Origin of the sequence: Candidatus Francisella endociliophora, from assembly GCF_000764555.1 — a bacterium.
Lineage (GTDB): Bacteria > Pseudomonadota > Gammaproteobacteria > Francisellales > Francisellaceae > Francisella > Francisella endociliophora.
Genome location: NZ_CP009574.1, coordinates 305,646 through 322,967, shown reverse-complemented (window position 1 = coordinate 322,967; position 17,322 = coordinate 305,646). Strand labels below are relative to the sequence as shown.

Below are 17,322 nucleotides of genomic sequence, written 5' to 3'. Positions count from 1 at the left end.
TTAAACCTCTATATAATTACTAGCTAAACTAAAGCAAGCTTTATATTTTTTCTTCTGTTCAGCAGTTCCATCTTTCTGCAAGATTTTTACATTATCTATATTTATTTGGTTTATTTGCAAAGCTCCACTAGCTTTTTCAAAGCCCTGATATCTATAGTTAGATACAGAATGCAATAGCCCTACAGACATGTTTGTTAAACCAGTTTTTAGTGGTGTATTTATGCCTATTGGCTCGGCTATTGTGCCGACTAAATCACCTTCTCTAATATAGTTGACAATCTTTTTATCAATTATATTGCCATCACCAGAATATTTACTTATAAGTACATCTTCAATCTCTTGCCAGCCATCACAATCCCAATCATAACCAAGATTACAAGCCATTGATTTAATAGATTTTTCAGGATTAATAGTCAAATAATATACTGTACCGTTGTTTACAGCTCTAAATGTAGGAGCTACCTCACTTCTTACGCCATAAGGCTCAAAGCATTTGCTTTGACCTATTGGAGCCATACTATCAGAGAAGTACACTGATTGAATCTGTGTAACAGAACCGCCCAAGCTATGTCCTGTAAATGCCATAAATGGATCTTTGTATTTTTCTTTTAAGTGCTTAGCAAAATCTATACCTGCTACACAATGCTTAACTACTCTAGTAACTGGGAAACTCTTAGCTAAAGTCATTTCTAAATCTGATGAGATATCATTTACTGTTATAGTTGTACCTCTATTTATTACATAGATTCCTTTGATTTCTTCATCTTCTACATAAGCAACTGCTATACCATAGTAACCATCTTTATTACCAACTTCGCTACTAGTGGCTACTAGTTTGTAGCTTTCTAGAATTGGTTGATAGTATTCATGATAATCATCCATTGCACTTATAGTCTCTTCTGATTTTGTAGAGATAAGTATATTTTTAATATCTTTATCTAGTTCATTACTAGAATCATAAAATACTTTAGATAAACTTTTTTCTATAAGAGTTGAATCTTTAACAATATACTCAAACACAGCCTCCTCATACACCAACTCACATAGTACAGCAGCATCTCTATCAGGCATATTTTTAAGTACTTTGTCTTCAGTAGGCCTTTTGTTTTGCGATGTTGATATGAAATCTAAACCACCAGTAGCAGCTATTGGCTTAGCTCCAGTTCTACCAGCACTAGCCTCTAGACTTGCTTCATTGTTTTTAGCTTTTTCTAAACTATCATCAAAGTATGTCTTTGGCTTAAGTAGGGCATTAGCCTTATATTGACCAATTAGCTTTGAACTATTTGCGTTACTATATTTCTTCGAGGTATAAGTCTCATGCCAAGTTAGGGTATCTGTCTCAGGATTATCCTCACTAGCTACCATCTTATCTGTATAGACAATATGCTGCTCAAGATTTGACTTATGATAAATCCCTGTATCATCAGCAGTTGTCATCTCATCTGCATCTGGTAGTGGTTGCAAGTCTGACTTGACTGTCTTTATCTCACACAAATTGACTGTTAGAGAACTAGTTTGGTTGTTTATCGTAAAATCTAGTTTAAGTGGCTCAGAATCTTTTAGCTCTACAAAAGCTTTTTGTTGTGTTATACCAACATCGTTACCATTTATTTGCAAAGAGCCATTACCATATACATCCCAACCTACTACCAAACCATAAGTTTTAGCTTTGCTAAGAGGCTGTGCTTCTATACTAATACTTTTGATATTTTCATCAAGGTTACTTGCCTGAGCTGTTAAATTAGTATTGTTATCTAGAGGGATCTTAACTGTATAGTTGCTATCTTCCTTTTCAAAACTGTAGGCTTGTTGATTTAGATTTTCTTGTTTACCATCTAACTCTACTTTGTTTGAGCTTGGTCTTTGTGTATCCCAACTAACTGTAGTTTGGATCTTATCAGCTATCTTTGCGGTACTTAATTTAAAATCAGTGATAAAGTTTGTATCTATATTTTGAGCATCTTGCTTATTTTCACTAAAGCTTTTAATGAAGTATCTATCTATATAGTCATTAGTAGTTGTAGAATGTTTGTAGTGATCTGTTACTTTATCATCATATTCTTTAGTTATATTTACAGACTCAACATCACCATAGTTTAGCTCAATATCACCTGAGGTTATATCAAGAGCACTATTTACACTACGTTTGATGATACCTTCAAGGTTTGGATATTCGCTTGCAAATGTATTACGCGTAAAATCATCTGTATGTTTGGTCGTACTCTGCCCACCTAGGCTTAGCTCACTGATTTTACCAGTAGTTGCCTTACTTTGTAGGCTTACTTTGGAGTAATCTTGTCCAGCTCTAGTACGAGTGAAGTTAAGAGCCACATTACCAGCACTATGAATACCACTATCTTGGATATTTTTATTACTGACATATTCATCAGCAGTCACATCGCTACTAAAACCAATACTTACAAAATCTTGATTATTATCACTAGTGGCTAATACAAGTCGACTATCGCTTTGAGGGCTACTATATACACCACCTGTTTTTGAGCTACTTAGGCTGACATTTCTTGCAAAACTAACTTCAGTAGTTTCATTAAATGGTATATCAGTCTTGATTGGTAAATGACTATATTGTCCCAGTCCTTTTTGACTGTTGTATTTAAAACCTTCTACAATTTTTGCAGTAGGCTTAGGTGCTAGAGGAGGGTACCAAGCGCTATTTGTAAGCTCTATAACTTCTAGTTGGTTCTCAATAGCCCAATGTTTAGATTCCTCTACAGAAGCTTTGATATTACTACTATAAACCCAGTATTTTTTACTTTCGGCACCATTTGTAAGCTCTATAACATCACCTTCACGATGTGTAATATTTTTAAGAGTTAGTTTACTTAGAGTGTTAAGACTATTTAGGCTTAAATTTATTCTTTTAGTAAGCTCAGCGGCATCATTATCTTTGAAAGTATTATCATAAAATACTCGATAGGCGTTATCTTGCGTAACTCCAAATGGAGAATCAGAGATATTAGCATCCTGACCAATATCTATATCATAGCCAAGCACATCTAGGCTTGGTTGAATTTTACCAGTATGGTGGTTGAAACTTCGTACACCGCTAATAGCATCTTTATTGACTGGTTTTGCTATATCATAACTTGCTTTTGAGCCAGTCAGATCACTAGGTTGACTATATACTTTGACAATATCATTATCAGGGTGATTATCATCAACTATATAAAACCCATAATTATTAAATTGATAATTAAAAAATTCAAAGACATTACCGTTAAGCAATTGGTTATTACTTTGTTGTATTTCTAAAGGTTTAAATGGACCTATGAAATTAGCTTGGGTATTACATAAGCTCTCTAATATATTTGAAATGACATCATTGTTTGAAGTATCGCTAAATAGCTTATTAAGATAATAATCCTCCAAAAAGCCCACAACACTTCTACATACAAGTTTGTATCTTTTACGAGCTTGTTCAAAATCATAGCCTAGGATAGCTTCGTTAACAAATCCTCTGATACTACCACCAGAAATATATTCACCAGAATAACTAAAATCAAACCTAGCTCCAATAAAATTTGCTAAGTCATAGTCTGTATACACCAAAAATTCAATACTATAACCGTTATTGATTTTGCCTATATAGTCAAATCTAACTACTTCTAAGTCTAGTTGCTCATCTTGAGAAGATAGTGTTAGATGTCTTTCAATACTCATAGTCTAGACCCTGTTTATGTTAAATTGCTTAGTTATCATGCTTATACCCCATGCCAAACATGTGTTAGAGTTTTTTAACTTTTCTTCTTTGAAATTTGTCTATAAGTGTAGTGTATATCATCTTCACTAAAGTCTTCATTTCTCTAAAATAATGTGGTTCACCAAGCTCACGCTCAACAAAAAATGCCACAACTAAAATAAAATATTGATCTAAATTAAATACCCATAACCAAAGCATACTTAACCAACCAATAATTAAGAAAAATGAGTATGTCTTACCTCCAATTAGACCCGCCAAATATACTATAAGAACAGTTACAAAGATCCATGCAAAATTTAGTAGGGTATATTTTATCAAAGTATTACAATGCGCTTTTACCCATTTTTTCGGTTGTTGTTTTCTCTCTTTATTAGCTATAAATAGCACAACAGCCATCAATGGGACAAAAAATATACTAAGAATATATAGTAAATAAGTAGCTTTAAGCTTTTGTTTTGTTGTCATGATTTACTCCTTAGCTTGCTGGCTTCCAAACAAGTCTTGTAACAATATTATCACCTTTGTAGTCAGATAGAGGTGATGATGTGATATCACAGTCATCATTAACTGATAGTACATCAAAACTACTGCCGCCTTTAATTACAGCCTCACCATAGTCTCTACCCATAAAGTCTAGGCTATCACCTGTAGAAGAGCTAGCATCACACATTTTTTTACCATTATCAGATAGTGAGATTATCTGATTTGGCGTTGCTAATCCAATACTACTATATAGCGATATTGTGCGGATATAGAATGTTTGTAAGCTCTCTTTTGAGAATTTGTGAATAGCAAGTGGATTTGCTTTTTCATCATCGGATAGTCTTTCTCCTAGAGAGGATACCGTTACATTATTCAAAGGATCTTTTGAAATTGCGTAATTACCATTTTCACCAGGGTAAACTAGCATATTTAGTCGATATATACTGCCATCATCTGTCTTAAATGATAATAAACATTTGTTACCATTAACATCTGTTTGATGTATCACGCTTTCACAACCTGGAGTTGTATCTAGTACTTGTCTAGCTTGTGGGCTGCTACTTTGAACTGCTTCTTCTATTTCTTGAGGGTTGGTAATCACATGAGTATCTACTTTAGGCTTAAACCATGTGCTTAGCGCATATAAGTTTGAGATTCCTAGTAGTAGTGAAATAGTTAGAATAAAAGGTTTATTCATGATAATAGAGTTAGAATCTACAGTTGCGTAAGTAGCTGAGCTATCATAGCTACCACCTAAACTAGGAAGATGTTGTTGATTTAGTTTGCTTAGAACATCTGTCATAGATTGTAGACGATTTTGTTTTTTAAGCTCTAGCATCGACATTACCAACTCTTGGATATTATCATCAACGTTTTCAAGCTTATCTGGTACCATCTCATTTTCTAGAGCATCTTTGGCATTTTTACCATGGAAAGGGTGGTGTCCTGAGAGCATCTCATACATAATACAACCAAGTGCATAAACATCATCTGCTGGTGAAGGAGCCTGTCTTGTTAGCATCTCGAAACTTGCATACTTTGGTGTAAATGCTGCAAATGTTGTCGGATCAAAGATAGAAGCATCAGGATCTTTTTGGCTAAAGTTATTGGTCTTGATAGTTCTGGCAATCCCAAAATCAAATACTTTTACATCTTCATTTTCTAAGATGAATATATTAGAAGGCTTAAGATCTGAGTGAACTATACCTTGACTATGAACATACTCTAAACCTTTAGCAGTCTCATTGATGATATGTTCTACTTTTTTGATATATTCCTTGTTGTCTGATTTTGCTTTGCCTGTATTGCGATTATCTTTGAGCCAGTCTTTTAAGTGGATACCTTCAACAAGCTCCATAACCTTATAAACTGCATCATCACATTTGTTAAAATCATAAACCTTAATGACATTTGGATGAGATAACTGCTGTTCTTTATAAGCTTCTCTTTGAAGCGCTAAAAAAGCTTGTTTGTATTTTTTAACATCTTGACTAAGTACCTTGATAGCAACTGAACAGTCATTTGGTTTGACAGTCTGACGGATAGTATCTACAGCTCGATAAACTATCCCCATACCACCTATACCAATGATATCTTCAAGTTTGAAACGATTATTAAGCACTTTCTTCTCTTGTAGCATTTGTTGAGCTAGTTCTTTATCTTTGTTATTTATAGATAGATGAGTACTAGTTCCAGCTGTAACTGTAGCATCATTGTTTGCGCTAATTATTTGCTCTTGTTGAGGAGCTTTTTTAGCAGCTGTTTGTTTAGGTGTTTCTACGATTGTTACAGTTTTATCATCATCTTTTGTAGATGTTGGATCTTTTGCTTGAGGTTTAGCTTTTGTGGTTTTAGCATTTTCTTTAGCTTTAGTATCTTCTGCAGGCTTAGATTTTGCTGCGGGCTTTGCTGAAGTTTTGTTTATGTTAGCAACTTTGCCTGCTGCCTGATTTTTGAGTACATCACTAGCAAGCCCTGTATTTTGTGTATTTTCTGAGTTAGGCTTTTTTGCTGTAGTTGATTTTTTTGCAGGCGCAGTTTTATTTGCTGTTGTTTTTTTAGCAGCTGTAGGACTTTTGCTTGTTGCTTGCTTAGCTTTTGTAGCCTTTGCTGCAGTAGTCGTTGTTTTTGCTTTAGCAGAGCTAGTTTTTTTAGTGGTGTTTTTAGCTGTAGTATTCTGCTTTGTTTGCTTATTTTTATTATTCTCTTCAGCCATCTGTTATATAAACCTTTTATTGATTAAATTTAATTTCATATACAAATTCACTATTATCATCAGTATCTATGTGGATAGACTCTATTTGAGCATCATCACACATAGCAAGTAATAGCTTCTCAGAAAGTTTTGGCATTACATTAGCTTTCAGAATCATATCAATGTTTCTAGCACCAGTTTCAACCTCTTTACATCTGTTTGCGATATTTTCTAAAACATTATCACTATATGTAAGCTCAAGGTTATTTGTCTTTCTAAGCTGCTTAGCAAACTTGTTAAGCTTAAGCATAGCAATTTCTTTGAGAGCTTCTGTAGTCAATATGAAGTAAGGTATAATAGTCGTCCTAGCTAGAAGGGCAGGCTTAAACCAGTTGCTTAGAGTAGGTCTGATTTTAGCTACTAAGTCTTGCATAGAAATTTCTGGATCGACTGTAGTTATCTCTGTGATCTCATGTGTAGCAAGGTTACTTGTTAGAAAAATAACAGTATTACTAAAGTCAATTTCTTTGCCTTCACCATCAGTTAGAGATCCTTTATCAAATACTTGATAGAAAAGATTCATAACATCTAGAGAGGCTTTCTCAACTTCATCTAAAAGAACTACGCTATATGGTCTTTGACGGACGGCTTCTGTCAGAACACCACCTTCACCAAAACCTACATAACCTGGAGGCGAACCAATTAGACGACTAATAGTATGTCTCTCTTGGTACTCTCCCATGTTGATTGTACACATAGAGCTTTCGCCACCAAATATAGTATCAGCTACTGTAAGAGCTGTTTCTGTCTTACCAGCACCACTTGGACCTACTAGTAAGAAGACTCCCATAGGTTGCTCAGGAGCTTTTAAGCCAGCTTTTGACATTTTAAGATGTTGAGCAACTTGGTGCATAGCTTGATTTTGACCTTTTATACGCTTGCATAATGTTTCATCGAGGCTAAGTAGACTTTGAGACTCATCTCTTAGTACTTTACCAAGAGGTACACCTGTCCAATCTGAAACAACTTTTGCAACAGTATCAGGGGATACTTCAAAAAATACCATAGGAGCATCTTCTTGAACTTGTTCTAACTCATCTGTTAGAGCAGATCTTTGCTCTATAAGTTCTACAGATTTTTCTTCATCTGTATTTGCTAAAATTTCATCTTGGACTTTTTGTAGTTTTTCTATAATTTCTTTTTCTTTTAACCATTGCTGTTGATTTACTTTGATTTCATCATTTAGAGCATTGATTTTTGTTTTTAGCTCTTCAATGCAAGTTTCATCAATTTCAACACCACGTGCCTTGTCTTCTGTTAGACCCTCAAGCTCTCTTTCATAAACACCAATATCTTTGATTGCATGGTTTATAACACTTGGGCTAGCGCTCATAGAGACTTTTACTCTAGCTGCACATGTATCAATTAGGTCAATAGCTTTATCTGGTTGATTTTTTCCTGTTATATATTTAGATGATAATCCAACAGCCATTTTTAAAGCATCATCACGGATTACTACGCCATGATTTTGTGTATACTTTGATTTTAGACCTCTAAGGATAGTTACAGTCATATCATCATTTGGAGCATCAAGCTTAACTAGCTGGAATCTACGCGTAAGAGCAGGGTCTTTTTCAAAATACTGTTTGTACTCTTTCCATGTAGTAGCTGCTACAGTTCTTAGCTCACCTCTAGATAGAGCTGGCTTGAGAATATTGGCAGCATCATTACCTGCTTGGCCGCCAGAGCCTACTAAACGATGTGCCTCATCAATAAATACTATAAGAGGTACTTCAGATGCTTTGATTTCATCAATTACAGCTGTTAGACGCTTCTCAAACTCACCTTTGACACTCGCGCCAGCCTCTAGAAGTGTAATATCTAGAGATAAAATTCTTGTATTTTTTAGAACCTCTGGAACATCATCTTCTGCAATTCTAAGAGCTAATCCTTCTACAACTGCTGTTTTACCAACACCTGGTTCACCAACTAGTATAGGGTTGTTTTTGCGACGACGACAGAATATATCTAACATCTGATCTAGCTCTGTCTCTCTACCAAATACTGGATCTATATTGCCATCCAGAGCTTTTTGAGTTAGATCTTCACAGTATTTTGCTATTGCAGATTCTTCATTATCTACTGATTTGTTGCTTGCTTTTGCTTTTTTGGTTTCATTTTTCTCTGAGCTGGCAGCAACGAAGTTATCAAATTCTTCAACTACTTTATTTTTAGAGATTATTTTTAGTGAATCTAAAAGGTTAAGCTGAGATAGTAGGGCTTTTTTATTAAGTAATGCTAGTAGGATATAACCTGAGCGAATACTCTGAGCATCAAACTGAAGTGAGCCTATAGTCCAAGCATCTTGAATTACTTCTAAAAGCAGTGGCGAGAAAAGTGGCTTACCAGAGTTGCCAGTTTCAAAATCTCTAAGATTCATTTGTAGCTCTCTGATTATATCTTGAGTTGATATATCATAGTTGTCTAATATCTCACTAATATCAGTAGCTTGTTCATCAGAAAGTATCTTGATTAACCAGTGCTCTAGTGTAATCTCATAATTTCCTTGAGACATACATAATCCTACAGCGGATTCTAATGATACTGTAAGTTTTTTATTTAATTGCTTAACTAAAGTTTTGAGTTCTACTAAAACTGACATTATTTCTCCTTTCTTATTTGGATATGTAGAATCTAGAATTGTGACTTGTTGATAAAATCATCGGTGCAACAGGGCAGTTACCTATATTTTGAACCTTATAAGTTCCACTATTTGCTACAGCTTGATTGTTTATAGAGAAAATACAACTACTTTCTTTGACCTTTTGTGCTGGCATACAAGTAGTACCTGTTATGATTCCTGGTAAAGCTGGTAGTGAGATTGTAAGTGGGTGGATAGTGTCTGAGGCATCTATAGGGCTACCTTCAAATATAACAGAGGTTTGAGATTGAGCTCCAAGCTGAGTAGCTGTTGATGTGCCGATCCCTGGAAAGATCCAATACCATATTGGTTCTAAGTTAAAGTAGATACCACTACCTACAGTATTAACAACTCCTGACATTACAAAGTTATCCAAAAAAATATCTCGTATAGATACATCTTAGCAAAAAAAGAATAAAAGTGTCATGCCAAATTATTTGATTTTGTATTAAATTTCTATATTTTGTATTAAATTGAGCTTATTTTGAGGTTTTTTTGATATTTTGTAGTTAAGTAACTTTGATTTGTAGAAGATTTATCTTAGATATGTTTTGTGAGTAGCTGCAGAATATTTAGCTATACTGCATACATTATATTTATGAATTTTATGAGAAAAGGCTGCTTAGAGATTTACCTGTTTTGCTGATAGCATCTTTCGTTTGGTTTACATTATCAGCAGTTTCTCGTGTTTTTGATACAGCACCACCTGTGTTTTCATCTAGCTTTTGAGTTGCATATTCTTTAGCTTTTGCGCTTGCATCAAAATCAACATCAGTATCAGCTGTATAGTTATCTGGTAAATTTTTTACTTTATCTATGTTTGCTTGAGCTTGGTTTGACATATCAGCAGTTTTTTTAGCTGAATCAGATACTTTGTTTAAGCTATCGTTAATGCTATCAAAAAATGCAAATGACATCGATGGTGCTAATACGACTAATGCTAGCATGCCTTTGATTATTTTCTTTCTCATGGTTTATTTCTCCTTTTGTTTTTTTAAAACCTTATAGTTGGTTTAGTTTTACAGTATTAATCATACAAGTTCAAAAAATTATATCCAATATCCAATTTGTGCTTTTGGTACACATATAGTATTTATTTCAGTATTTCCTGAGTTGTTAACTGTGTTGTTATGTATAGAGACAATTGAGTTTTGAGTATACACTGTAGTTGCTCTATCATCTGCTATCGTCCATGTGTCGGCTGATTTTGGTCGAGTGGCTTTGGCTACGTAGGTGTCACAGCCTGCGGTAGAAATACATCTTAAGTTTATACTGTCATTATCATCAGGGACTCTTGTTATAAGTTCAGATGGAACCATCGTTGGAGCAGGGCAAGTCCATACTGATGAAGAGGCTGTTGAGTCTAGTGTGATCCCTGAGTTAGGGAAGTTTAAAACAGCATTTTTTAATGATGTATCATCCTTAGGATAGCTAATAGTTTTTGAAATGATATTACCATCACCATCTTTATAAGCAACACATGACGATAGTGATGTCAGAGCGATTATTGATAATATAAGTAGGTTTGTTTTTTTCATTTGTTTCCTGTTTTTAACTTTTTATAACTTTAAGTAGAAATAATCTACTTTGTTAATTTGGGATACTTATTAACTTCAGTTATTAAACTAATTTTTAATTATATATTCAAAAATCTCAGGTGTCATATAGTTAGTTAAAAAAATTAACAAAAGCTAGTTTTAAGCTTGGTGATTGAAATAACTACTTATTTATTCTAATCCTTTATCAAATCTTTACAAAGTTATCTAAAAGGCATATTCTAATAAGTTATCGGGCGTGACAACCCTAGTACCAAGACACCGCTATTAAGGTGTTGATAAAGAGAGCAGCCATAACTGTATCTATAGTTTTTGGCTGTTCGTGTATATCTATGTATATACATGATTTATCAAGTATTCCTTTCTAGCAAACGGCAAAAGCTCTTTTGGTTTTGTCGGGTGGAGTAGGGAATACAATAGCCACTTCGGTGGTAAATACCTACTGCTAGACTTGGTACTAGTTGTCAACCATCTCGATATATTTGACAAGAAAACCAAGAGGAGTATAACCATGTTATACAAGCAAATTCACCTATCAACTAGTTATATAAGTTGTTCCAAAGATGATTTAGATTATGCCTTATCAATAGATATTTATATCATCAAGGATAAATATCAAGATGATATATTTGTCGAGTTAGATAGTATATTTAGTTATGTGGGTATCACAGATATAGATAAAGTAGTCGCAGATATCAAAGCTATAAAAGCAGCAAAGTTATATACAGAAACTATCAATAACCAGACAAAACACTTTATTTACTATAAGCATCTAAATCCAGCATTAGCAATAGGGCATTTTTATATAAAGAAGTTAGGTAAAGATAACTCTAGTCTAAAAGATGCTATAGGTGTCTTGTTTGATACTGTAACTAAGACGTTAAAATAAACAGTAGTTTATATAATTGTAGGAATAATAAAAATATGTGTTTTACTCTAAAGTAAACAGTTTTATTATTCTAATAATTTTTATGATTGAGCTACTAATCGCTAATGTGCGTTAAAAAACAACGAAGTCATACTACTCGGTTACTGAGCGGAGTCGAAGTATGATCGTAGTATCCATGAGAAGATTAAAATAAAACGAAGATTTGTTGTATGGGTTGTGCCTATGTACCTAAAAAGTACAATAAAACCTTTTGATTAACCAGTAACTATTAACTTTAGTAAAAATATAGTCAACTTTGTTGAATTTATGTACAATAAATCTTATAAGTATTTAAAAATTTCAAATTAATATGTTTAATAAAAAATTACTAGCAGCTACGGTTGCAATGAGTTTAACAGCTACAGCGATAGGAGCTACAAATATGGACATCATCAAAAAAGATAATAACCCTCTAGGTAACGAACCTTATGCAGAAGTAGCTATCTCTGCTAATGGTAGTTGTGATTATCAAATACTTATCAATGATGTACCTATCTATGCAGATGAGGGAGCAATCAATACTACGCTACCAGTGAATCCGTATATGATAAATGGTAGTAACAATCTAGCGGTCACAGTTCAAAATAAAGATGAAAGCTGTAAAGTATCAGCAACTCTACAAGTTAGAAAGTCAGATGATTTTAATAGTACTGCTAAGTTAAACACTGTTGTCTTTGATGGAAATCCTAGTGATATAACTGAGAAAGATACAGATGGTTCTACACCAGCAGAGAAGCTAGCTTTTGCAGATGGTAAGTTTGATAAATCTGATGATGGCTATATCACAGTATCAAAAGCTAAATTAGATAGTGGTAATGTCTACTATGGTTATAACTATGATAACCAAAAACGTGAGCTAATGGCTGGAGTTAAAGTATCTCAAGATATAGATTTACCAATAGATTTACCAAAATGGGCATGGTTAGATGGTGAGACTATAGCAAACGATCAAGCTACCAAAGATGCTCTAATAGCTATCTATAAAGAAATATGGGCTGATATCCAAAATAAAGATTGGGATAAATTAAATAAGTTGTTTGCTAGTAGAGATGCTGAGAGAGCAAAAGCATACTATACAGGAGGTAGTAATGGAACCACCGCTGATAGTATTAGAGAAAAAATAGAAGATGCTGGTTCAGTATTTGTCCCAAAAGAAAAAACTATACCCAAAATTAAACTTAATATTTTTGGTAAAGGTAAGTTAGCAACCATGACTTCATGGAATAACGGAGAGTTATTAAGCATTAACAAAAAAGAAGGTGGAAGCTCAAAATATGGTGTAACATTCGCCAAAATAAATGGCAAATTTGTAATAGTTGGTTAATTATTTATCTTTTAACCACATTGAAGAGCCAGTTGAAGCCGCTGAATTCTCAATACTTTCGATATTTACTTCATTTATATCATTATCTTTACCAAATACTAAATCTTGTATAGATGTTGTCTGTTTGTAGTTAACTACATCACTAGCTTTAGCATCATCTTTGGTATCGACAGCCTTTGGTATTTGGAACTTATCTATTAATACAAACGGATCTTCTTTACCAGCACCATATTTATTTTTTGCAGACTTTGATTTAGGCTTTTTCTTTTTATCTTCTCTAGATGAATTAACATCTTTATCATTAAATTCAGCATCATAATAAACAGACCAATATACCACAAGCCCATTGAATAGAAATGCCCAATCTATAAAGGCATTATCAGGATGTACTTTTGCTGATACCCCAAAACCACACTCAGCACCAACTATAGCCCCAGCTGCGATCTTAACTATCCATACTTTAGCATTTACTTCGATTTTACCTTCGACATTTAGCGTTAGTGTGCTTGTGCCTTCACCTTCATTTTTAGATACTTGATTAGGATCTAGATGTAGCTTGGCTTTTGCTTTTACCTCTCCTGTTGCTGTAGCTAGTAAATATAGCTCACCATCTACACTAGCCATAGATTTACTAGTTTTTTGAGCTATTTCTATTTTGATCTATAAAATAAAAAACAACTCCTATACCTGCTACTATTGGAATTAACCATGCTAAAAAACTCATTGCAAACATCTGTAAGTGTCCATTTACCAATCTAACAAAAACTAATTTTAATGAACCTATTATTCCATAATCAGGATTAAAAAAGATAGTAGAAGTAAGCAATATAAATAAACTACTTACAAAAGAAACAAAAATAGCTTTTATGTTTTTCTTATAGAGGAAAAAACATAAAACAAACATAACAATTATATATAAAAAAGCAGAACTTAAAACTGTTCCTATAAATCCATAGAAAGTAAGCATTTTATAAATAGGAGATATACTTAGCATAATTGAAACTATGTATAATGTAATTAATATTTTAGAAATTATTTTTAGTTTTTTAGACATATTTATATCCATTAATTTTAATTTTCTATAGCTATTGCAGTGGCACCCATAGCTCCCATTATAGGTAATAATTCAGGAGCTACAACCGTTGTTATCCCTGTCAGTAGTATTGTAGCCAATTCTTCTGGAGTCATAAAGTACTGCCAATAATAATTTTTTACAAAAGCATATAATGCTGCTTTCGCTAATCTTTCATACCATTTTTGTTGTTTTAAAAATATTTCAAAACCTAAGTTTAACTTACCATCAAATTGATAGCCCTTATAAGTCTTATCTATAGTTTCATTATTAGATGAAATACTACCAGTAATTACAATCGTGCCGTCAGGCAATGTCTCTGACTTATCTATGGTTAAATCATAAACACCTAAGCTAGATTTTAAACTTAAACTACCTGTAGAGCTATCAACATCAAATCCCTCAACATGAATATCAGCTAAACCATTAGCTAGCTCTTGGCTAGCAGAAACTTTAAAATTATTCTTTTTATCTGCTGTAAAATCAACATTTTTCATAATGTTCTTTTCATCAGTATCTGTTACTGAGATATCTCCCTCAAGAGATATCTTACCAGTTACAAGATATGTGGCTACTTGGCTTGGTACTATTACTACATCTTTTTTAAACAGATTAAGCTTAATTGTGGGATGTCCTTTAACTAGCTTTGCTTCCTCTTCTTTTGCTTCCTGTTGTACTTTTTGCTTTTCTTCTTTGTTCAATTTGTAAGTTTTAAATACACTATTTTCTACAGGAACTGCACAATGTAGATTTTCTTGTTTTGGATTTTTTAGCACATCCTCCACCACAGTTTTTGGCTTGATAGATTTATGATGATTAGCTGAGAAGTTTGTATCGTCATCAAAGCCGTAGAAATGTTGATATTCTCCAGTAGCTGTATCACTTCTATTTGAAGTACTTGCAAAGAGCTGATCTAGGTTAAGCTCATTGTCTGAGCCATGATTGCTCTGAGCTACCCAAGCTACACCAGAGTTGTGTGTAGATTTGATATAAATATCGTTAGTACCATTAGCATCCGATGAATAACCCATAGCTGAGCCTTGTTGCCATTCTTTGACATGTCTATTGTGATGATCTTGCATTGACTGCTTAGATGTCCCACCATGTGATAATGCTCCATAGATAATCGGCTTGTTTGGGTTACCATCAATAAAGATGATGTTTAATTCACTTTCTCTATATAACTGGACACTATGGCTTGAGTTTTTATCACCATAGTCAGAAACTCTCGGTACATAGTAGCGATCGTCTTTATCATTATTTGGGCAGACTTCATAATCTAGCGGAAATTTAACACGTACATTACCGATATCATCAGGATCAACAACATCATGAGCAGTACTAGCTTCTGCAAGGTATGGGAATACACCAACTAAGCTGTTAATCTTTGGTTGCTCAGCAGGGTACTCATGGTAGTCAATATGTGTATCTTGGCTAAGTAGTGTAGTTGTGACAATATAGTCTTTCTTTGGTGTAGCTCCTATAACTTTATCAGAAGATTTGCTTGCTTTGATATTAACTATACTAGCAGTTACTAGGTGCTCCCTAGATTTGAGTTTATTATCACCAGAGATATCTAATCTAGCTCCAGCTAATAAGAATATATCATTAATATGAGCAGTAAGCTGTTCAGCATCTAAGCTATTTAATACATTAACATCATTAGCTAGAGCCTCATCAAGCTGAGATTTTGTTAAGGTGTTAAATTTAGATTTAACATCTTTTGTAATACCAAATTTGCTTTCTAAATTAGTACTACTTATCAAATACTCTTCTGGAGTATATGGATTGTGATGAATATAGTTTATTTTTTTGATAAATATTTTCGGATGAATATCTGGCTGTTGATGATTATTGATATAAGCACTATAAAAATCTTGAATATCAGTATTTAGAATATAGCCGTTTTTCTCAGGAACTATATCATAACCAAGAACCACATCATCTTTAGCTTTGATATTTGCATCTAGTTTAAGGTTGTAATGATATAGATCTTCAAATAGATCAGTATCATCACTTTGTACAAAGTTAGAAATATCGTCATTGGTATTATACATAACAAAATCAAAGCCATCTTTGGAAGCGAAGAAGTTATAATTAACACCATGCTCTAGTAAGCTTCGTGTTAAGAAATCCCAATGAGTTTCGTTATATTGTACATATATAGGGTGAGTAGGGTATTTATCTTGATTGTTATCAAAATATAGGTGCTCAGATATTTTTCTATTTAGGCGATTTTTAAATCCATCATAAAAGCTAAGCCAGATATCATTAAGGTTATGCCCATAGAAGATACCTTTGCGTTGTAGTTTTCTAAATTTAGAATATCTATCAGTTAGTACAAGTTCTAATGTTTGGATATCTGTGCTAGGTTGGTACTCAATATCAAAAGATTGTAATTCAAGTTCAAATGTTGGATTACCATAATCGCCATTGATACTAAGAGTAAGATCTGTAAATCCATTAAGTTTCTCAATAAGAGTATCATCAACAACTACACCACATCTTAGTGAAACTTCAAAAGGTTGATTGATAGCTGATTTGAAAGTTAAATCATTGATTTGTAAATCTAAATTGATAGATTCATTAAATAATTCAATTGTTAACGGAGTAGCCATTAAATTTTTTCCAACGTAGAAAACTAGTATTAATAATTTTAGTATAGCAATTATCACACTTTGGCAAAAATGTTTTTTAAAAAACTTTTAACCTAAATGATAATAAGTTAGCGCTTAGATTGGTTTTTAGTTATTATTTTGAGTAGATGTTTTAATAAAAAGTAAATGGAGCTATGGTCAAAGTGTTTGATGAATGTTTGATTTATCTTGCCAATTTAGGAGAGTTGTTAAATTGAATCAGCTTAGAATATTCTTGCTGATAGCTTTCAATCTTTAATTTATCAGACTGCTTGATGTTATCTAATTCACCAGTGTCTAGCTGGTCAAGTGTTTTACTACCTATAAAGCCTATATAATCAGCATCAGTTTTGAAGTTCTTTCTAACTAACCTTTGAATATGATGTTTATAGTACGCAAAATAATAATCCTCTCTAAGATTAATCATCATCGGAGGTTCAAATACATTGATAACTAGATGATTGATAGTAGTTTCAACTGTGTTGATAGTTTCTGTGTTATCTTGCTTATCTTTGATCTTTTGCCAGTTTTCTGGTTTAAGTGATATTGTGTTTTGGTGATGTTTGAAAAGGTGTGAAAGGGTACACAGATAGTATAAACAAACTAGTTGTGAAATGTGTATTTCAAGTTGTTGTTTATATCTGTCTGATTGGGTCAATGGTTAGTCCTTTTTAGTTTCTTTATAGCAATATATGTCTTTCATC

The 17,322-nt window shown here is 33.3% G+C and carries 13 protein-coding genes; 2 read left to right on the top strand and 11 right to left on the bottom strand.

Features of this window, described 5'->3' with window-relative positions; translation table 11 throughout:
* The 7 genes from QI37_RS01510 to QI37_RS01480 form a co-directional block, all read right to left on the bottom strand.
* Window positions 1–3,684 (bottom strand): hypothetical protein, encoded by a 3,684-nt coding sequence (locus QI37_RS01510; protein WP_040007920.1) that lies wholly within the window; start codon window positions 3,682–3,684, stop codon window positions 1–3.
* A 64-nt stretch (window positions 3,685–3,748) separates the two neighbouring features.
* Window positions 3,749–4,189, bottom strand: coding sequence for a hypothetical protein (locus QI37_RS01505; protein ID WP_040007918.1), 441 nt, complete (start codon window positions 4,187–4,189; stop codon window positions 3,749–3,751).
* 10 nt (window positions 4,190–4,199) lie between these two features.
* A complete protein-coding gene (locus QI37_RS09845) occupies window positions 4,200–6,422 on the bottom strand; it encodes a protein kinase domain-containing protein (RefSeq protein ID WP_052399116.1) in 2,223 nt (740 codons plus the stop codon).
* Between the two features lie 16 nt (window positions 6,423–6,438).
* Complete coding sequence (tssH, locus tag QI37_RS01495) at window positions 6,439–9,063, bottom strand: type VI secretion system ATPase TssH (protein ID WP_040007916.1); 2,625 nt, start codon at window positions 9,061–9,063, stop codon at window positions 6,439–6,441.
* A gap of 13 nt (window positions 9,064–9,076) precedes the next feature.
* Window positions 9,077–9,463, bottom strand: coding sequence for a hypothetical protein (locus QI37_RS01490; protein WP_040007914.1), 387 nt, complete (start codon window positions 9,461–9,463; stop codon window positions 9,077–9,079).
* A 244-nt stretch (window positions 9,464–9,707) separates the two neighbouring features.
* A complete protein-coding gene (locus QI37_RS01485; protein ID WP_040007912.1) occupies window positions 9,708–10,073 on the bottom strand; it encodes a hypothetical protein in 366 nt (121 codons plus the stop codon).
* A 78-nt stretch (window positions 10,074–10,151) separates the two neighbouring features.
* Window positions 10,152–10,640, bottom strand: coding sequence for a hypothetical protein (locus QI37_RS01480; RefSeq protein WP_040007911.1), 489 nt, complete (start codon window positions 10,638–10,640; stop codon window positions 10,152–10,154).
* Between the two features lie 529 nt (window positions 10,641–11,169).
* Between QI37_RS01480 and QI37_RS01475 the strand changes: the two genes are divergently transcribed.
* Window positions 11,170–11,547 (top strand): hypothetical protein, encoded by a 378-nt coding sequence (locus tag QI37_RS01475; RefSeq protein ID WP_040007910.1) that lies wholly within the window; start codon window positions 11,170–11,172, stop codon window positions 11,545–11,547.
* A gap of 349 nt (window positions 11,548–11,896) precedes the next feature.
* Entirely contained in the window at window positions 11,897–12,910 is a 1,014-nt protein-coding gene (locus tag QI37_RS01470; RefSeq protein ID WP_040007908.1) for a hypothetical protein, read from the top strand.
* On the opposite strand, the gene QI37_RS01465 is transcribed toward QI37_RS01470, so the two are convergent.
* From QI37_RS01465 to QI37_RS01450, 4 genes are all read right to left on the bottom strand, one after another.
* Complete coding sequence (locus QI37_RS01465) at window positions 12,911–13,534, bottom strand: hypothetical protein (protein WP_040007907.1); 624 nt, start codon at window positions 13,532–13,534, stop codon at window positions 12,911–12,913.
* 7 nt (window positions 13,535–13,541) lie between these two features.
* Window positions 13,542–13,964, bottom strand: a complete 423-nt coding sequence (locus QI37_RS01460) for a hypothetical protein (protein WP_040007905.1) — start codon at window positions 13,962–13,964, stop codon at window positions 13,542–13,544.
* A 17-nt stretch (window positions 13,965–13,981) separates the two neighbouring features.
* A complete protein-coding gene (locus QI37_RS01455) occupies window positions 13,982–16,600 on the bottom strand; it encodes a hypothetical protein (RefSeq protein WP_040007903.1) in 2,619 nt (872 codons plus the stop codon).
* Window positions 16,601–16,802: 202 nt separating this feature from the next.
* Window positions 16,803–17,276 (bottom strand): hypothetical protein, encoded by a 474-nt coding sequence (locus tag QI37_RS01450; RefSeq protein WP_040007902.1) that lies wholly within the window; start codon window positions 17,274–17,276, stop codon window positions 16,803–16,805.
* Window positions 17,277–17,322: the final 46 nt, after the last annotated feature.